Source organism: Streptomyces sp. FIT100, from assembly GCF_024584805.1.
In the GTDB taxonomy this organism is placed as follows: domain Bacteria; phylum Actinomycetota; class Actinomycetes; order Streptomycetales; family Streptomycetaceae; genus Streptomyces.
In genome coordinates this window covers 4,180,875-4,198,564 of sequence record NZ_CP075715.1, presented here as the reverse complement: position 1 = coordinate 4,198,564, position 17,690 = coordinate 4,180,875, and the positions used below count along the sequence as shown (strand labels likewise).

16 protein-coding genes are annotated in these 17,690 nt (G+C 72.6%); 10 read left to right on the top strand and 6 right to left on the bottom strand.

The window, feature by feature from the left end; genetic code table 11:
- Nucleotides 1-31: 31 nt before the first annotated feature.
- The 7 genes from KK483_RS18910 to KK483_RS18880 all read left to right on the top strand — a co-directional run bounded on the left by KK483_RS18910 (nucleotide 32) and on the right by KK483_RS18880 (nucleotide 7,393).
- A complete protein-coding gene (locus KK483_RS18910) occupies nucleotides 32-2,293 on the top strand; it encodes an immunoglobulin domain-containing protein (RefSeq protein WP_262006388.1) in 2,262 nt (753 codons plus the stop codon).
- 62 nt (nucleotides 2,294-2,355) lie between these two features.
- Complete coding sequence (locus tag KK483_RS18905; RefSeq protein WP_262006387.1) at nucleotides 2,356-3,039, top strand: heme oxygenase (biliverdin-producing); 684 nt, start codon at nucleotides 2,356-2,358, stop codon at nucleotides 3,037-3,039.
- A gap of 307 nt (nucleotides 3,040-3,346) precedes the next feature.
- Entirely contained in the window at nucleotides 3,347-3,682 is a 336-nt protein-coding gene (locus tag KK483_RS18900) for a helix-turn-helix transcriptional regulator (RefSeq protein WP_262006386.1), read from the top strand.
- The gene (locus KK483_RS18895; protein WP_262006385.1) at nucleotides 3,673-4,320 is read left to right on the top strand and encodes a cation transporter; all 648 of its coding nucleotides are present in this window, start codon (nucleotides 3,673-3,675) and stop codon (nucleotides 4,318-4,320) included. Before KK483_RS18900 ends, KK483_RS18895 begins: the two co-directional genes overlap by 10 nt.
- Nucleotides 4,321-4,473: 153 nt before the next feature.
- Nucleotides 4,474-4,827 carry a winged helix-turn-helix domain-containing protein gene (locus tag KK483_RS18890; RefSeq protein ID WP_262006384.1) on the top strand — a complete coding sequence of 118 codons (354 nt, stop codon included), beginning with the start codon at nucleotides 4,474-4,476 and terminating at the stop codon, nucleotides 4,825-4,827.
- The gene (locus KK483_RS18885) at nucleotides 4,824-5,081 is read left to right on the top strand and encodes a hypothetical protein (protein WP_262006383.1); all 258 of its coding nucleotides are present in this window, start codon (nucleotides 4,824-4,826) and stop codon (nucleotides 5,079-5,081) included. The genes KK483_RS18890 and KK483_RS18885 overlap by 4 nt, the downstream gene beginning before the upstream one ends.
- A gap of 200 nt (nucleotides 5,082-5,281) precedes the next feature.
- On the top strand, nucleotides 5,282-7,393 hold the full coding sequence (locus KK483_RS18880; protein ID WP_262006382.1) for an MMPL family transporter: 2,112 nt from the start codon (nucleotides 5,282-5,284) through the stop codon (nucleotides 7,391-7,393).
- On the opposite strand, the gene KK483_RS18875 is transcribed toward KK483_RS18880, so the two are convergent.
- The 6 genes from KK483_RS18875 to KK483_RS18850 all read right to left on the bottom strand — a co-directional run bounded on the left by KK483_RS18875 (nucleotide 7,326) and on the right by KK483_RS18850 (nucleotide 13,610).
- Entirely contained in the window at nucleotides 7,326-8,339 is a 1,014-nt protein-coding gene (locus tag KK483_RS18875; RefSeq protein ID WP_262006381.1) for an ABC transporter substrate-binding protein, read from the bottom strand. The two genes, KK483_RS18880 and KK483_RS18875, sit on opposite strands and share 68 nt — an antisense overlap.
- Before the next feature lie 29 nt (nucleotides 8,340-8,368).
- Nucleotides 8,369-9,160: an ABC transporter ATP-binding protein gene (locus KK483_RS18870; protein ID WP_262006380.1), complete on the bottom strand. Its 792-nt coding sequence runs from the start codon at nucleotides 9,158-9,160 to the stop codon at nucleotides 8,369-8,371.
- Nucleotide 9,161: 1 nt separating this feature from the next.
- Nucleotides 9,162-10,181, bottom strand: coding sequence for an iron ABC transporter permease (locus tag KK483_RS18865; protein ID WP_262009594.1), 1,020 nt, complete (start codon nucleotides 10,179-10,181; stop codon nucleotides 9,162-9,164).
- A gap of 164 nt (nucleotides 10,182-10,345) precedes the next feature.
- Nucleotides 10,346-11,686 carry an MFS transporter gene (locus KK483_RS18860; protein ID WP_262006379.1) on the bottom strand — a complete coding sequence of 447 codons (1,341 nt, stop codon included), beginning with the start codon at nucleotides 11,684-11,686 and terminating at the stop codon, nucleotides 10,346-10,348.
- Nucleotides 11,683-12,516: a Rossmann-like domain-containing protein gene (locus KK483_RS18855; RefSeq protein WP_262006378.1), complete on the bottom strand. Its 834-nt coding sequence runs from the start codon at nucleotides 12,514-12,516 to the stop codon at nucleotides 11,683-11,685. Before KK483_RS18855 ends, KK483_RS18860 begins: the two co-directional genes overlap by 4 nt.
- Nucleotides 12,517-12,551: 35 nt before the next feature.
- Entirely contained in the window at nucleotides 12,552-13,610 is a 1,059-nt protein-coding gene (locus tag KK483_RS18850) for a pyridoxal-phosphate dependent enzyme (RefSeq protein WP_262006377.1), read from the bottom strand.
- 99 nt (nucleotides 13,611-13,709) lie between these two features.
- Here KK483_RS18850 and KK483_RS18845 point away from each other — a divergent pair, with 99 nt between their 5' ends.
- From KK483_RS18845 to KK483_RS18835, 3 genes are all read left to right on the top strand, one after another.
- Nucleotides 13,710-14,639 carry a kinase gene (locus KK483_RS18845; RefSeq protein ID WP_262006376.1) on the top strand — a complete coding sequence of 310 codons (930 nt, stop codon included), beginning with the start codon at nucleotides 13,710-13,712 and terminating at the stop codon, nucleotides 14,637-14,639.
- A gap of 99 nt (nucleotides 14,640-14,738) precedes the next feature.
- Complete coding sequence (locus KK483_RS18840; protein ID WP_399014317.1) at nucleotides 14,739-16,571, top strand: sulfatase; 1,833 nt, start codon at nucleotides 14,739-14,741, stop codon at nucleotides 16,569-16,571.
- Nucleotides 16,572-16,955: 384 nt separating this feature from the next.
- Nucleotides 16,956-17,618: an HAD-IA family hydrolase gene (locus KK483_RS18835; RefSeq protein WP_262006375.1), complete on the top strand. Its 663-nt coding sequence runs from the start codon at nucleotides 16,956-16,958 to the stop codon at nucleotides 17,616-17,618.
- Nucleotides 17,619-17,690 lie beyond the last annotated feature (72 nt).

Below are 17,690 nucleotides of genomic sequence, written 5' to 3'. Positions count from 1 at the left end.
GGGCGGCGCCCCGACAAGTGAGGAACACCCCATGGCAGTTGAGACGACGGGCCGGCGGCGGCCGGACCGCGCACCCGGCGCGGCGGCCGGGCCAGGGCCCGGCCGCAGACGGGGACGGGGACGGGGACGGGGACGAGCCGCGGCGCTGCTCACCTCGGCCGCCCTCGTGACCGCATCGGTCACCGCGGGCTCGGCGGCGCTGGCCGCCGACACACCGAAGACGGGTCTGGGCAAGGGCGGACAGAGGCTCACCGTGTCCGCCTCCGCGCACCTCGACCCGGCCGGCGAGTCGATCCGGGTCACCGGCGAGGGATACGACGGGACCAAGGGCGTCTACGTCGCCTTCTGCAAGGACAACGGGGACAACCGGGTGCCCAGCCCCTGCCTGGGCGGCGCCGACATGACCGGTGGCGGCGGCGCCTCGCAGTGGATCGTCCCCGAGGGCGACAGCTACGAGGGCGAACTCGCCACCGCCTACGGGCCCGACGGCACCTTCGACGTCCGGATCACCGTCAAGGCCAAGGGCGACGGGCTCGACTGCACCCGGGTCGGCTGTGCCGTCGTCACCCGCGTCGACCACCGCGGCAGCGGCGACCGGTCCCAGGACGTCCGCATACCCGTCGCCTTCGAGGGCCAGGGCCCCGGCGACGGCGGGGACGGTGTGGACGTGCCCGCCGGCACGGTGAGCTACCGCGAGTCGGCCTCGTTCACCACGGCCGGCAAGCCGCTGGACGTCCTGCTGCACCCCGACTCCGGGAAGCTGTACGTCGGCTCCGACAACCTCGCCGACACCGCGGACGTCAACGAGCAGGGCCTGTACGTCCTCGACCCGGCGAACGGAGAGGTCGTCGGCCACATCTCCCAGGCGCCCGGCTCCACCGGCGCCCTGGCCGGCCGCCGGGTCACGCGGATCATCGCGCCGCTCGCCGGCGACGGCGTCGTCTTCCACTACCCGCTGCGCGGCATCGGCACCGCCAAGGCCGGCGACACGGCCGCGCGCGGTGTCTGGCTGGGCGGTGCCACGGTCACCGGCGCCGGTCCCGGCACCGAGCCGGCGACCGTCCTGGTCGCCCAGGGCGCCGCACTCTCCGAGGTCGAGACCGCCACCGGCACGGTCAGGCGCGGCATCACCCTCGACGGGGGCGGCGTGCTCGGCGTCGACCCCGCCCACGCGGCCGCATGGTCGGCCGGGGCGTCGGGCGGACAGCTGCGGCGCGTCGACACCGGCTCGTTCACGGTCACCGCGACGGCCGAACTCCCCGCCGGGTACGTCAGGTTCGTCGAGGCCGACCCCGCCACCGGCAACGTCTGGGTGGGCAGCGGGAACTCCGTCCTCGTCTACGACCGCGACGCCAAGCTCCTGAAGACCGTCGAGGGGACCGACGAGGCCGCGGGCATCGCCTTCGACCCCACCACCCAGCGGGCCTTCGTCGTCCGGCAGGACAACGGCGACACCGGCAGCGGCGGCGACAACGACGGCTCCCTGGCGGTGTACTCCACCACGACGTACGAACCTGCCGCCGAACCGACGGCACTGCCGGGCAACCACTCCCAGCTCGGCGAGGCGACCGTCGCCGTCACCCCGGGCGGCTCGACCGTCTACGTCACCAGCCCGGCCGCGGGCACCGTCACCAAGCTGGACCGACGCATGTCGCCCAAGGTGACGCAGGCGCCGGCGGACCGGTCCGCCGCACCGGGCGACGACGTCGCGTTCACCGCCGCGGCCGAGGGCGCCCCGGAGCCCACCGTGCGCTGGCAGGTCAGCCCGGACGGCGGGCAGACCTGGACCACCGTCGAGGGGGCGGTGCGGCACACGTACGCGTTCACCGCGACGGCGGCACACGACGGGTACCGCTACCGCGCCGAGTTCACCAACCCCGCCGGCACCACCCGTACGGCGCCGGTCACCCTCACCGTCGTCGCGAACGGCGGCGAGGACGGGGGCGGCAGCGGCGGTGCCGGAGGCAGCGGGGGCGGGGACGACGAGCCCCCGTCGGGCTCCGGCGGCAGCACAGGCGACAGCGCCGGTGGCAGCAGCAGCGGTTCGGGCTCGGCGGACGGCGGCACGTCCGGCGGGGCGGGCGGCTCGGTCTCCGGGTCCGGGGCCACCTCCGGCTCCGGCTCCGGCTCGGGCGGCACCGTCGGCGGCGGGTCCGCGGACGCGGGCTCCGGCGACGGCAGCCTCGCCTCCACCGGCGTCACCGTCCTGTCCCTGGCCGCCGCGGCCGCGCTGCTGACGGGGGCGGGCTGGTTCGCGCTCCGGCGCGCACGCCGGACGCACTCCGCTGTCTGACCACCTATCCGATGTTGCCGACAACATGTCGGCAAATTCCTTCTCGTCCCCTGGAGGCCCCTGTGAAAGCCCCTGCCGCCCCCGCCGACCCCGTGGGCGCGACACCGTTCTCGGTGCAGATCCGCGCCGCCTCGCACGACCAGCACACCGAGGCGGAGAACTCGGGGTTCATGAGCGACCTGCTCGGCGGCCGGCTCGGCCGGGAGGCGTACGCGCGCTACACGGAGCAACTGTGGTTCGTCTACCGGGCGCTGGAGGAATCGGCACACACGCTGGCCGGCGACCCGGTGGCGGGCCCGTTCGTCCGGCCCGAGCTGTTCCGGGTGGCGGAGATCGAGCGCGACCTCGCCCACCTGCGGGGCGCCGGCTGGCGCGGGTCGGTCGGCGCGCTTCCGGCGACGCTGGCCTACACGGCGCGGATCGAGGAGTGCGCCAGGACCTGGCCGGCGGGATACGTCGCCCACCACTACACCCGCTACCTGGGCGACCTGTCGGGCGGTCAGATCATCCGGGACGCGGCGGAGCGGGCGTGGGGCTTCGCGCGCAAGGGCGACGGGGTGCGGTTCTACGTCTTCGAGGACGTCGCCAATCCGGCGGCGTTCAAGCGGGAGTACCGCGCGCTGCTGGACGCCGTCGCGGCGGACGGCCTGGAGAAGGCGCGCATCGTCGAGGAGTGCAACCGCGCCTTCGCCTTCAACGGGGCCGTGTTCCGCGAACTGGGCGCGGAGTTCGGGCCCGCCGCCTGAGCCGCGGGGCCGGGACGGGCCGGGACGGGCCGGGACGGGCCGGGACGGGCCGGGCCGGGACGGGACGGGACGGGACGGGACGGGGACGGGACGGGACGGGGACGGGACGGGACGGGACGGGACGGGGACGGGACGGGACGGGGACGGGACGGGGACGGGACGGGACGGGACGGGGACGGGACGGGACGGGACGGGACGGGGACGGCGGGGCCGTGCGCCGATGCGTGCGGCCCCACCGCCTGCCCACTCACCCGGCTCCGACAGTTCAAGGTTTTCTGAATTCAGAAATCCATGTACTGTCATTGCCATGCTGACCGTTGCCTCCGACATCGAGGTGCTGGCCCGGTTCGGCCGCGCGCTCGCCGACCCGATCCGCTGCCGGCTCCTGCTCGCCCTGCGCGAGGCCCCCGCCTATCCCGCCGACCTCGCCGACGCCCTCGGCATCTCGCGCACCCGACTGTCGAACCATCTCGCCTGCCTGCGCGACTGCGGCCTCGTGGTCACCGTGCCCGACGGCCGACGCACCCGCTACGAGCTGGCCGACGAACGCCTCGGCCACGCCCTGGACGATCTACGCACCGCCGTACTGGCCGTCGAGACCGACCGCACCTGCCCCGACGCCGCCGACAAGGGATGCTGCTGATGGCCACGGCATCCCTGGGCCCGTCCCCGGCGCGGCGCGACGCGCTCGCCCGGCGCATCCGGCTCCTGGTCGCCGCGACCATCGCGTACAACGCCGTCGAGGCGGTCGTGGCCCTCACCGCGGGCACGCTCGCCTCCTCCACCGCGCTGATCGGCTTCGGCCTGGACTCCGTCATCGAGGTCTCCTCCGCCGCCGCGGTCGCCTGGCAGTTCTCCGCCCGCGACCACGCCCTGCGCGAGGCACGCGAGAAGACGGCCCTGCGCATCATCGCGCTCTCGTTCTTCGCCCTCGCCGCGTACGTCACCGTCGACGCCCTGCGCGCCCTGACCGGCACCGGTGAGGCCGCGTCCTCCGTCCCCGGCATCGTGCTCGCCGCACTCTCCCTGGCGGTGATGCCGGTCCTGTCCGCCGCCCAGCGCCGCGCCGGACGCGAACTCGGCTCCGCCAGCGCGGTCGCGGACTCCCGGCAGACGCTGCTGTGCACGTACCTGTCCGCCGTGCTCCTCGTCGGCCTGGCGCTCAACGCCACCCTCGGCTGGTCCTGGGCCGACCCGGTCGCCGCCCTCGCCATCGCCGCCATCGCCGTGAAGGAGGGCCGCGACGCCTGGCGGGGCAAGGGCTGCTGCGCCACCTGCTGACCTCGGCACCTTCCCGCGGGCGGCGCACCCCTGACGCGACCCCGAGATCCACGGGGGCACCCCTTAGGTATCCCTGAGATGTGTCAGTCTTCTTTGACAGGTCTCGGAGGTACTGTCAGCCTTGACTGACAGGTAGGTACGAAGGGTGTCGCGATGACTCAGGTCCCGGACCCGCAACCGACCGGGGACGAGCTGCTGAAGGTGTTCGCGGCGCTCGGCAACCCGCACCGGCTGCGGATCGTGGCGGCTCTCGTCTCGGGAGGCCGGGACTACGTCAGCCGGCTCGCCCGCGAGCTGGGGATCGGCCGTCCGCTGCTCCACATGCACCTCCAGCGACTCGAAGCCGCCGGACTCGTCACCGGTTCACTGGAGCTGGCGGAGGACGGCAAGGCCATGAAGTACTTCGAGGTCACACCCTTCGCCTACACGCTCACCCCCGACGTCGTCGCGGCCGCGGCGCGGACGATCACCGAAGAGGAAGAGACCGTGAAGGAGAAGGCGAAATGAGCGGAGCGGACTGGGCGGGAGTGGTCGGTGCCGGCGGTGTCTTCACCCTCCTGATCGTGGTCGTCCGGCAGACCGCGGCGACCTGGCGGGCCCGGATGCTCGCCGCCCGCGAGGAGCAGTACCGGCAGCTCGCCGCGAAATACGCCGAGCTGCTGGAGGACAACGTCGAGCTGCACCGGCGCACGCTGGAGGAGCTCACGCAGGCCCGTGCCTCGATCGCCTCGATGGAGAAGATGATGCGCTCCATCGACTAGGGGGTGTCCCCCTAGCACAGCGCGATGCGTACGGCCGGGAGCGGCAACTCCCGGCCGTAGGCCCAGCGCTGGAGAGCACCTTTTCCCGGCACCAACCCGGACACCACGGCAGGTCGTGACACCTCTCAGCGCCGTGGTGCGGGTCCCGTACGCCCTTCGCCGGCCGAGGCCGACCGTACTCCCCACCCCGGAGACTACTCATGAACGCGCTGTTCAGGCGCGCGGCAGGCGCCCCAGGTGGCCGCCGCACCAAGTACCTCGTCCTCGTGGCCTGGCTGGTCCTCGCCGTCGCGCTCGGCCCCCTCGCGGGGAAGCTCGGCGAGGTCGAGGACACGAGCGCCAACGCCTTCCTCCCGAGCGGAGCCGAATCGGCGCTGGTCAACACCGAGCTGGAGAAGTTCCGTACGGACACGGTCATGCCCGCCGTCGTCGTCTACACCGGTGAGGGTGCGGACGCGAAGGCCGCCGCCGACCGTGCCGCCTTCGCGGAGTTCGCGGCGGAGGGCGAGCAGATCGCGCCCCCCATCCCGTCCGAGGACGGCAAGGCCCTGATGACCGTCGTCCCGCTCTCCACCGAGGGGGACGGCATCACCGGCACGATCGACGAACTCCGCACGACCGCGGCCGCCGGCGCACCGCCGGGCGTGGACGTCGCCGTCGGCGGACCGGCCGGGTCGCTCACCGACCAGGTCGCGGTCTTCGACACGCTCGACTCCACCCTGATGCTCGCCACCGGACTCGTCGTGGCCGTCCTGCTGCTGATCACCTACCGCAGCCCGGTCCTCTGGCTCTTCCCGCTGCTGGCGGTCGGCTTCGCCGCGGTCCTCACCCAGGTGGGCACCTATCTGCTGGCCAGGTACGCCGACCTGCCCGTCAATCCGCAGAGTTCGGGCATCCTGATGGTTCTCGTCTTCGGCGTCGGCACGGACTACGCGCTCCTGCTCATCGCCCGCTACCGCGAGGAACTGCACCGCCACGAGGACCGGCACGAGGCCATGCAGCTCGCGCTGCGCCGCTCCGGTCCGGCGGTCCTCGCCTCCGCCGGCACCATCGCCGCGGGACTCGTCTGCCTCTCCCTCGCCGACCTCGACTCCTCGCGCTCCATCGGACTGGTCGGCGCGGTGGGTGTGCTCTGCGGCCTCCTCGCCATGCTCACCGTCCTGCCGGCGCTGCTGGTGATCGCGGGCCGCTGGGTCTTCTGGCCGTTCGTACCGGCGTACGGCACCCCGGCCCGCAAGGCCGACACCGTCTGGTCCCGTATCGGCACCGCCGTCGCCCGCCGCCCCCGCTGGTACTGGATGATGTCCCTCGCCGTCACCGGCGTCCTCGCGCTCAGCGCCACCGGGATCGGCATGGGTCTGCAGCAGTCCGAGATGTTCCAGGAGAAGCCGGAGTCGGTCGTCGCCCAGGAGCGGATCTCCGCGCACTACCCGTCGGGCGCCTCCGACCCCGCCAAGATCGTCACGAGGGCCGCGGCGGTCCCCGAGGTCTCGGCCGCGGCGGCAAAGGTGCACGGCGTCGCCCGGGTCGAGGACGGCGAGCGCACCGTCGACGGTGAACTCGCCACCCTCTCCGTGGTGTTGAAGGACATCCCGGACAGCCAGGCGGCCAAGGACACCGTCGACGAGCTGCGCACCGCGGTGCACCGGGTCGACGGTGCGGACGCGCTGGTCGGCGGCACCACGGCCCAGACCCTCGACACCCAGCGCGCGACCGACCGCGACCTGACGACGGTGATCCCGGCCGTGCTCGCCGTCGTCCTGCTCGTCCTGATCTGGCTGCTGCGCGCCCTGGTCGCGCCCCTGCTGCTGCTCGCCACGGTCGTCGTCTCGTTCTTCGCGGCGCTCGGCGCCTCGAACCTGCTCTTCGAGCACGTCTTCGGCTTCGCGGGCGTGGACTGGTCGATCCCCCTGCTGGGCTTCGTCTTCCTCGTCGCCCTGGGCATCGACTACAACATCTTCCTGATGCACCGGGTACGCGAAGAGGCGGCCCGGCTGGGCCACGCCCGCGGTGTGCTGGAGGGGCTGACCAGCACGGGAGGCGTCATCACCTCGGCCGGTGTCGTCCTCGCCGCCACCTTCGCGGTCTTCGCCGGACTGCCGCTGGTGACCATGGCGCAGATGGGCGTGCTCGTCGGCATCGGCGTCCTGCTCGACACCTTCCTGGTCCGCACCGTCCTCGTGCCCGCCCTCGCCCTGGACCTCGGCCGCTGGTTCTGGTGGCCCGGCCGCCTCTTCAGCGCCCTCAGCGGTCCAGCGAGCGCAGATACGCCGCGAACTTCTCCAGGCCGTCGACGTTCCGTGGCCCGCTGATCCCCTCGTTGTAGTCGAGGACGAAGAAGTTGCCCTTCCTGACGGCGGGCAGCTCCCTGGTGTGGGGGGACTTCTTCAGGAAGTCGATCTTCTTCTCGGCGGGCAGGTCGCCGTAGTCGAGGATGATGACGACCTCGGGCTCGGCCTTGGCGACGGACTCCCAGTTGACCTGGGTCCAGCGCTGGTCGAGACCGTCGAAGACGTTCCGGCCGCCCGCGGTCCTGATGATGTCGTTGGGCGGCACCTGGTTGCCGGCGGTGAAGGGCTGGTCGGTGCCCGAGTCGTAGAGGAAGACGGGCACCGGCTCGCCCTCGGGGGCGTTCGCCCTGACGGCCTCGACGCGCTGCTTCAGGCCGTCGACGACCTCGGTGGCCTTCTTCTCGACCTTGAAGATCCGGCCGAGCCGGTCGAGGTCGGTGTAGAGGGCCTCGAACGGGGTGACCTTCTCGGGGTACTCGGGGTAGTTGAAGCAGCTCTCCGTGTGCATGAAGCTCTGGATGCCGAGCTTGTCCAGGATCTCGGGGGTGATGCCCCGCTCGTCCTTGAAGCCGGAGTTCCAGCCCGCGACCACGAAGTCGGACTTGGCCTCCACGACGACCTCCTTGTTGAGGAGGTCGTCGCTGAGCATCTTCACCTTGGCGTACTCGGCCGCCCAGGGGGACTCGCTCACCGGCGGGTTCGCGGGCGGCATCACGTATCCGTGCACGTGCTCGGTCAGGCCGAGGCTGAAGAGCTTGTCGGCGCTGCCACCTTCGTAGGCGACTGCGCGCTCGGGGACCGTGTAGTCGGCCATTTCGCCGCACCGCTTGACGGTGGTCTTCCCGGACGCCTTCGCGGCGTCCGGTGCGACCTCGGCGCCGCAGCCGCTGAGCAGCAGCGTGGCGGCGAGGGCGGAGCCCAGGGCGGCGCGCTGCCGCAGCGGGCCGGAGGAGCGGGTTGTGGACATGCGTGGTGTGCCTTTCACGTGGTGTGCCTTCAAGAGGTGGGGCGATCGTCAAGAGGTGGGGCGATCGCGTACAGCAGCTGCGGATCGCCCGTGAGCGGGTGGCGGACGACGCTGGCCCGGACGCCGAACACGTCCTCGACGAGTCCGGGCGTGAGCACCTCCTCGGGGGTGCCGGTGGTCACCAGGCGCCCCTGGGAGAGCACGCCGAGCCGGTCGCAGGCGGCCGCGGCGAGGTTGAGGTCGTGGAGCACGACGAGGACGGTGAGACCCGAGCCGCGCAGGAGGGAGAGCAGTTCGACCTGGTGGCGTACGTCGAGGTGGTTGGTCGGTTCGTCGAGCACCAGGACCTGGGGTTCCTGGACGAGGGCGCGGGCCAGCAGGACGCGCTGCCGTTCGCCGCCCGAGAGGGTGAGGACCCCGCGCCGCGCGAGGTGGCGGATGCCGAGCCGGTCCATGGACCGTGCGCACAGCTCCCGTTCGCGGCCGCTGAGCGCCTGGTTGCCCCGCAGATGGGGCGCGCGCCCGAGCGCGACGACCTCCTCGACGGTGAAGTCGAGGTCGACGGAGCCGTCCTGGGCCATGGCGGCGACCAGTTGCGCACTGCGGCGCAGCGGCAGCCGGGTGAGCTCGTCCTCGCCCAGCCACACCGTGCCGGAGCTGGGGCGCAGCGCCCGGTAGACGCAGCGCAGGGCAGTGGACTTGCCGCTTCCGTTCGGCCCGACGAGGCCCACGACCTGGCCGGCGGCCACCTCCAGGGAGAGGTCGCGGACGAGGCTCCTGCCGTCGGTCGCCACCGAGAGTCCGTCGAGTGCCAGTCTCATCTCAACGCCCCCCGAACACAGCGGCCTTGCGGCGCATCAGCACGATGAAGACCGGCACGCCCACGAGTGCGGTGATGGCGCCCAGCGGCAGCTCACGCGGGGCCACCAGGGTCCGCGACGCGAGGTCGACCCAGACCATGAAGACCGCCCCGGTGAGCGGGGCCACGGCGAGCACCCGGGCGTGGCCGGCCCCGACGGCCATCCGCACCACATGGGGCATGACGAGCCCGACGAAGCTGACGGCGCCGCTGACGGCGACCATCACGCCGGTGACGAGCGAGACGAGGACGAGCAGGCCCTTGCGGTGCCGGTCCGGGCTGATGCCCAGGCTCGTGGCGGTCTCGTCGCCGAGCGCCATGACGTCCAGCGCCCTGCCGTACCGGTACAGCACGGCGAGACCGAGCAGTACGGCCGCGGAGACGACGGGGAGCGCACCCCAGGTCGCGGCGCCGAAGCTGCCCATCGTCCAGTACAGGACCATGCTGGTCGCCTCGCTGTCCGGCGCGAAGTAGATGATCACGCTCATGACCGCCTGGAACCCGAGCGACATGGCCACTCCCGTCAGGACGAGTCGCAGCGGCGAGAGCCCGCCGCCCCGGCTCGCGGAGGCGGCGTACACGAGGAACGAGGCGGCCAGCGCGCCGATGAAGGCGCCCGCGGAGACCGCGTAGATGCCCAGGGCGGCCAGCGCGCCGGTGACCGTGACGCCGACGGCTCCGACGGAGGCACCGGAGGAGACGCCGAGGACGAAGGGGTCGGCGAGGGCGTTGCGGACCATCGCCTGGATGGCGACGCCGACCGCGCTCAGCCCGGCGCCGACGAGCGCCGCAAGGAGCACCCGTGGCGTGCGGATCTGCCAGATGATCTGGTACGTCGTGATCTCGTCCGCGTCGATGCGCCCGCCGCTGAGAGCCGCCCACAGATAGCGGGCGGTCTCCCCCGGCGTGATCACGGCGGAGCCCAGTCCGATGGCGACGACGACGGAGACGAGGAGGGCGGCGAGCAGCAGGGCACAGGTCAGCGCCAGGGCCCCCCGGGAGGCGAGCCGGTCCTTCCCGGTCGCGCCGTGCTCGGGGCCGGTGGTGCCGGCTGTTCCGTCTGCTGTTCCGTCTGCTGTTCCGTCTGCTGTTCCGTCGGTCGCTCGTACGGCGCCGGCTCCGGCGGCGCCGACGGTCGGCGCGGGGATCACGGGGCGTGCTCGCCGGCCGTACCGGAGCGGCCCGCCAGGAAGGCGGCGACCAGGGCGACGGCGACCAGGGCGCCGAAGGCGAGCGCCGCGCCGGGGTAGCCGGCCAGGCCGAGGCCGGCGCCGCCGAGCGCCGCGCCGACGAAGACGCCGAGGCTCTGGCCGGCGGCGTTGAGGCTCAGGGCCGAGCCGCGCAGCGTTCCGCAGCGCCTCACGAGGAGGCTGACCACGCAGGCCGCCACGACGGCGTGACTGGCGGCATGCACCGCGGTCAGCGCGAGGGCGAGCGGGAGCCAGTGCGTGAAGTAGAAGCCCGTGACCGAGGCGAGCGCGGCGAACAGGCCGATGACCAGGAGGCGTTCGGTGGCGATCCGGGGCCGGTCGGCGTTGGTGAGCCGGCCGGTGAGGAGGTTGCTGACGAAGAACGCCGCGCCGCTCAGCGTCCAGACGAACGCGAAGAGCCCGGGATCGAGCCGGAACCGCTCGTCGTAGAAGGCCGCGAGGTAGGCCAGGTAGCCCATGAACACGGCCGTGCGCGCCATGCCGATCAGCAGCAGCGGTACGACACCGGGCCGCGCGCCCAGCGCCCTGAACGAGGCGAGATAGCCGAGGCGTTGCTCCTCCCCGGCGGCCCGGCCGGCCTTCGTGCCTCCGCGCCGGGCGAGGAGGACCGCGGCCAGCGGCACCGACAGGGCGGCCACCGCGACCAGGTCGCCCTGCCAGCCCCAGAACAGCGCGGGCAGCGCCACGAGCGGTGCCGCGAGCATCGCGGTCATCGACTGCACCGCCGTGACCAGGGTCGCCGCACGGCCCGCCGCCTTGCCGGTGCCGAAGCGGTCGGCGGCCGCCGCCGTGAGGGCGGGGTTGAGCACGGCCGTACTGGCGCCGACGAGCAGGCAGAACACGGCGAGCAGGACGAAGTCCCCGCTCGCGCCCAGGGCGGCCGATGCGCCGAGCGCCACGAGCCCTCCCGCGGCGGCCCACTCCCTGGGCACCCGGTCGATGAGCGGCGCGAGCGCGGTGCCCACGAGCAGGGCGGCGAGACCGCCCAGTCCGCGGAGCCCGCCCATCGCGGCGACGCTGCTGCCGGCGTCGTGCGCGATCGGCACCAGATACGTGCTGAAGACGGTGAACGGCAGCAGGCCGACCGCGGATGCCAGCAGCACCGGCCACAGGGCACGGGCCATCCGCAGATCGCCCGGAAGCGCCTCCTCGGCCTCCTGCTCCACCGGGGCGTTCTCGGCGTCCTTGGCGTTCTCGGCGTCCTTGGCGTCCTTGGCGTCCTTGGCGTTCTCGGCGCCCTTGGCGCCCTTGGCGCCCTTGGCGGCGTCGATGCTCACGAGCCCTCCCGGCCGGCGCGGTAGCGGTACAGGACCGACTCTTCGGCGCTGAACTGCGAGAAGGGGAAGGGCTCGGCGTTCAGCGCGGTGACCCCGGCCCCTGCGGACAGGAAGGCGCGGGCCACCGCGCTGCCGGTCTGCGCGTAGACGACCAGCGGTACGCCGTGCTCCCGGCAGTGTTCGAGGATGAGGTCGAAGGTGCCGTTGCTGAGCGTCATGCCGGTGGCCACCACGGCATCGGCTTCCTTGAGCACCTCGGTCATGTCGTCGGCGACCTGCTCGCCCCACTGGGTGGTGCGCAGGTTCAGATCGCAGGGCAGGCAGACGCCGCCCCGCTCGCGTATCGCCGCGACCAGCGGGTTGACGACGCCGATGAGCGCGACCTTGGCGCCCGGCGCGATGTCGAGCAGCCCGGCGATGGCGGCGTCACGGGCGCGGGCGCGGACCTCCGGCGTTCCGCCGGGCAGCGCGACCGGCTCGGCGGACGCCGACTCCCGGTGCGGGAGCACCTGGGCGAGGTACGCGTCGAGTGCGGCGATCCGGACCGGGGTCGACGCGTTGCGGAGCAGGGTGTCCAGCGTCTCGCCGGAGGCGTTCTCGCAGAAGTCGGGGGCGAGTTCACCGGCCTCGAAGGAGCAGGCCCCGAAGGACCCTCCGACGCGGAGCAGGAGGTAGTGGTTGTGGTACGTGACCTCGCCCCCCGCCAGGCGGGTGGTGTGGTAGAGCCAGAACGCGCTGGTGACGGCCAGGCTCCCGGGGTCGGGGCCGTAGGCGCCGGACAGTACGGCGTCGGTCAGTTCCGCGACGGTCCGCGGCGTGGCGTGTGACATGTCGGTTTCTCTCGTCGTGGCGTGCGTGGGGGCGGTCACGGGCGCGTCCCGGCGGGCTCCCGGTCCCGGATCTCGGGCCAGGAGGCCACCGACCAGGGGTGTTTGAGCTCGTCCAGGGACGTGATCTCGTGCGGCTTCAGGGCGTCGATGTCCTGGGCCTCGGCGTGCCGGGCGTAGGCGCTCTCCACATAGCGGTGGCCCGTGTCGGCGGCGATGAAGACGTAGGTGCGCGAGTCGTCCTGGCGGCGCTCCCAGAGACTCGTCAGATAGGCGGCCCCGGTGGAGAGTCCCGCGAAGATGCCGCTGGTCCGCAGGAGTTCGACCGCGCCGGACATGGCGCAGGCGAAGTTCACCCAGTGCACCCGGTCGTACAGCTCGTGCCGCACGTTCTCGAACGCGATCGCGCTGCCGATCCCGGCGATGATCATGTCCGGGTCGGACACGTGCTCCGAGCCGAACGTGACGCTCCCGAAAGGCTGGACGCCGACCAGCGAGACGTCCCTGCCCGCCTCGCGCAGATACGTGGCGACGGCCCCGGTCGAGGCGCCCGAGCCCACCCCGCCCACCAGGGCCAGCGGCCCGTCGGGGATCTCGCGGGCGATCGTCGCGGCCACGTCGCGGTAGCCGTAGTAGTGGATGCCGTCGTGGTACTGGCGCATCCAGTGGTACGACGGGTTCTCCGCGAGGATCTCCGCGATCCGCCGGACGCGCAGTTCCTGGTCCAGGCGCAGGTCCTGGGACGGCCGGACCTGCTCCAGGGTCGCGCCGAGGATCTCCAACTGGACGCGGAGGGTGCGGTCGACGGTCGTGGAGCCCACGATGTGGCACTTCATCCCGTAGCGGTGGCAGGCGAGCGCCAGGGCCTGTGCGTAGATCCCGCTGGAGCTGTCGACGAGCGTGTCACCGGGGGCGACGGCGCCCGACTCCAGAAGGTGCCGGACCGCTCCGAGCGCCGAGTAGATCTTCATCGTCTCGAAGCGGAGACAGACCAAGTCCGGTTGCAGGGATATGAGATCGGGAGTCTTCACCGCCTCCGCTATGTGCTCGTGCACCCGCGGCTCCTCCTCGTTCTGGTCGTGGCAGGCCCAGAGCATCACATTAATTGAAAATGATTGTCAACATCGATAGGCTCGGGCGGTCCGCGGCCGACGGACGGACCGCTCGCCCGCCCCACCCCTGCCGAGAGGAAATCCGTGAAGCTGTCCCATGAGGTGGATCCACGGCTCCGTACGAGGCCCGCGGGAGTGGGCACCGCCTTCGGCACCTTCGGCGAGCTGCTCCAGGGCGTACTGCCGGAGGAGAACGGCGACTTCCTGGTGACGCTGCCCGTGGCCCGGTGGACGATGGCCACCTTCCGGCAGGACCCCGGCCTCACGGAGCTGCTGGTCCGCCCCGCCCACAAGTCCAAGGCCCTCCGGCTGGCCCGGATGATCACCGAGGAGGCCGGGCTCCCGGTGACCGGTCTGCTGACCGTCAGCAGCGTGATCCCGGAAGGCAAGGGCCTGGCCAGCTCGTCGGCCGATCTCGTCGCCACGGCACGCGCGGTGGGGCAGGCGCTGGACGTCCCGATGCCGCCCGCCCGGATCGAGCGGCTGCTGGCGCGCATCGAGCCCACGGACGGAGTGCTCTACCCGGCGATCGTCGCCTTCCACCACCGCACCGTGCGGCTGCGCGCCGTCCTCGGCTCGCTGCCCGCCATGGCCGTGGTCGGGATCGACGAGGGCGGCGCGGTCGACACGGTCGACTTCAACCGCATCCCGAAGCCCTTCACGGCGGCCGACCGGCGGGAGTACGCACGGCTGCTGGACCGGCTCACCGGCGCCGTGCGCTCGCGGGACCTCGCGGAGGTGGGCCGGGTGGCGACCCGAAGCGCCCTGATGAACCAGGCGCTCCGCCACAAGCGGTCACTCGCTCCGATGCGGGAGATCTGCCGCGAGGTCGGCGGCCTGGGCGTGGCCGTCGGGCACAGCGGTACGACGCTGGGCGTGCTGCTGGACGCCGGCGACCCCGCCTACACGCATCGCGCCGGCGCGGCGGCGCGGGCCTGCTCGGAGCTGGCGGGGAACGTGGCGGTCTACCGGACCCTCAGCTTCCCGAACACCGCGTGGGGGGCGGTCGCTTGAACCGGAGCCGCGGGCCGCCCGTACAGGTAACCGCGGCCCCGGCGCCCCGTGCCCCGGTCCGCCGCGCCACCGCCGGCTCCGCACGGAAGGACCTCCCGGGTGTCGCTGAGGATACGTAGCCGTCAGCCGCTGGACACGGACGCCGCCGTCACCGGGGAGGACCTGCCGCGGCAGGGCTCCCCGGAGCCCGCGGCGGACGACGGCCCGGACGAGGCGGTCCCCGACGGCCAGCGGGGCCGAGAGGGCCGACGGGGCATGCGGTCCGAACACCCCGCAGCCGCGCGGACGACGGCGCGAGCGACCACCGTCCTGGCCGCCCTGCTGGTGTTCGCCGCCCTCCTCCTGCCGAGCGAACTCGGCCGCCTCACGCCCGGCGCGTTCGCACGCATCCCGGGGGAGGCGGTCCTCGCCACCGCCGTACTGCTCGTCCTGCCGCGGAAGCCGGGACGGGTCGTGCGGGTGGTGCGGGTGGTGCGGGTGCTGCCGGTGCTCGCCGGGACGGCCCTGGGCCTGCTGACCGTCCTGAGACTGCTCGACATGGGCTTCCACTCGGTGCTCGCCCGGCCGTTCGACCCGGTGCTCGACTGGATCCTGCTCGACGACGCCCAGGCGTTCCTCAGGGACTCCGTCGGCCCGGCCGGCGCGATCGCTGCCGCGACCGCGGTCGTGGTCCTCGCCGTCTCCCTGGTGGTCGTCATGGCACTGGCGACCGCCCGGCTGAGCCGCCTCGCGGTCCGGCACACCGCCGCCTCGACCGGCGGCACGTTCGTCCTCGGGACCGTCTGGATGCTCTGCACGGCGCTCGGCGCGCAGCTCGCCGGTGTGCCGGTGGCCGCCGACAGCGCGGCCGGGGCCGTCCAGAGCCGTGCGCGGCAGGTGTACGCGGGTCTGGAGGACCGGCGGAAGTTCGCCGGGGAGGCGGGCGTGGACGCCTTCCGCGGCACGCCCGGCGACCGCTTGCTGACCGGGCTGCGCGGCAAGGACGTCCTCTTCGTCTTCGTCGAGAGCTACGGCCGCAGCGCCGTCCAGGACCCCGCCATGGCCCCGCAGGTCGGCGACGTACTCGCGGACGGGACCAGGCAGCTGCGCGCGGCCGGCTACTCGTCCCGCAGCGCCTTCCTCACCTCCCCGACGTCGGGCGGCGGCAGTTGGCTCGCCCACTCCACCTTCATGTCGGGCCTGTGGATCAAGAACCAGCAGCGCTACCGCAACCTCACGTCGGGCGACCGGCTCACCCTCACGGGCGCCTTCCGGCGCGCGGGCGGCTGGCGGACGGTCGGCATCATGCCGGGCGTCACCCGGTCCTGGCCGGAGGGCAGGTTCTACGGCCTCGACCACGTCTACGACTCGCGCGAACTCGGCTACCAGGGGCCGAAGTTCAGCTGGACCCCGGTGCCCGACCAGTTCACCCTCTCGGCCTTCGAACGCCTGGAGCACGGCAGGCGGGGCCATGAGCCTCTGATGGCGGAGATCGTCCTCGCCTCCAGCCACAACCCCTGGGCGCCCATACCCACGGCCGTCGGCTGGGACGAGATCGGGGACGGCTCCGTCTACCACTCCATCAAGGACGCGGGGAAGGACCCCGAAGAGGTGTGGCAGGACCCGGACCAGGTGCGCACCGAGTACCGGCGTGCCATCGAGTACTCGCTGAACAGCCTCGTCTCGTACGTGGAGGAGTACGGCGACGACGACACCGTCCTCGTCTTCCTCGGCGACCACCAGCCCGTACCCACCGTCACGCGCGGCGCATTCGGCCGGGACGTACCGGTCTCGGTCGTGGCGCGCGACCCGGCCGTACTGGACCGGATCTCCGGGTGGGGCTGGCAGGAGGGCCTGAAGCCCGGCCCGGACGCCCCCGTCTGGCGGATGGACACCTTCCGTGACCGCTTCCTGACCGCCTACGGTCCCCGGTCCGGCCCCGCGACACTGTGACGCCGGTCCCGACAACCTGAGGGAGTCTGCCCTGGCGTGCCGCATCGAGCCTCTCAGTGCACTCTGAGGCGTGGTGGGCGTCCACCCGTGCGTCCTGTACCCACCGGAAGAGGAGGTCCGCCGAGGTCTCCTTCCGGCCACGGCGGGTCGCCTGGCACCAACATGAACGCGAGCAACGCATACGACTGCCGTCCCGGCTGTGACTGCTGCCACTGACCGTCCACCGACGCAAGGTGAGGAACAGCGCAGGTGTGAGGAACAGCCTGACGTGGGTGGGGAACAAGAAGCCTCATCGCCCGGAGCACGTGGGTATTTGGCGCTTTCGGGGTGCTCGACAGGCGGTAGCGTCCCCGTGAGACCAATCGCGGAAGGGACGGTCACCGCATGTCGCACAGCACTGCCACCGCCGGGGGGCGCGAGCAGCGCGGCCTGATCCTCGACTTCGCCGGGGTGCTCACCGCCAACCCCAGGACCGCCCATCGTGCGTGGTGTGTGTCAGAGGGGCTGGCTCCGGGCGCGTGGCGTGGCATTCTCAACGATCACCCTGAGGGCCGGCGTCTGTACGCGGCTCTGGAGATCGGGGAGATCGGGCAGGCCGAGTGGAACGAGGGCACGGCCGCACTGTTGGGTGCGCATGTGGATCCGGTGAACCTGATGGGGCGGGCCTGGGCCGGGGTGTCTGCGGCCCGGCGGATGGTCGCACTCGCGCGTGCCGCGCGTGCCGCCGGTCACCGTCTCGCCCTGCTGTCCAACAGCTTCGGTCTCGACCCGTTCAACCCGTATGAACACGTCGGCATCTGGGACTTGTTCGACGTGCACGTCGTCTCCGAGCTGGTCGGGATGGCCAAGCCCGATCCGGCCATCTACGAGCTCGCCCTGGAGCGGATCGGGCTGCCCGCCGAGCGGTGCGTGTTCGTGGACGATCACGCGGTGAACCTTCCGCCGGCGGCCGATCTGGGCATCGCCACGGTCCACGTCACGGACGAGGACACGGCCGTGACCAAGCTGGAGGCCCTCATCGGTGTCACGGCGGTGCTCGCCGCGTGAACCCAACTGCCGTCTGATCAAAGGCTGTCAGCTCCACCGCTCCAGCCAGTACTGTCCGTGTGGGGTCCATCA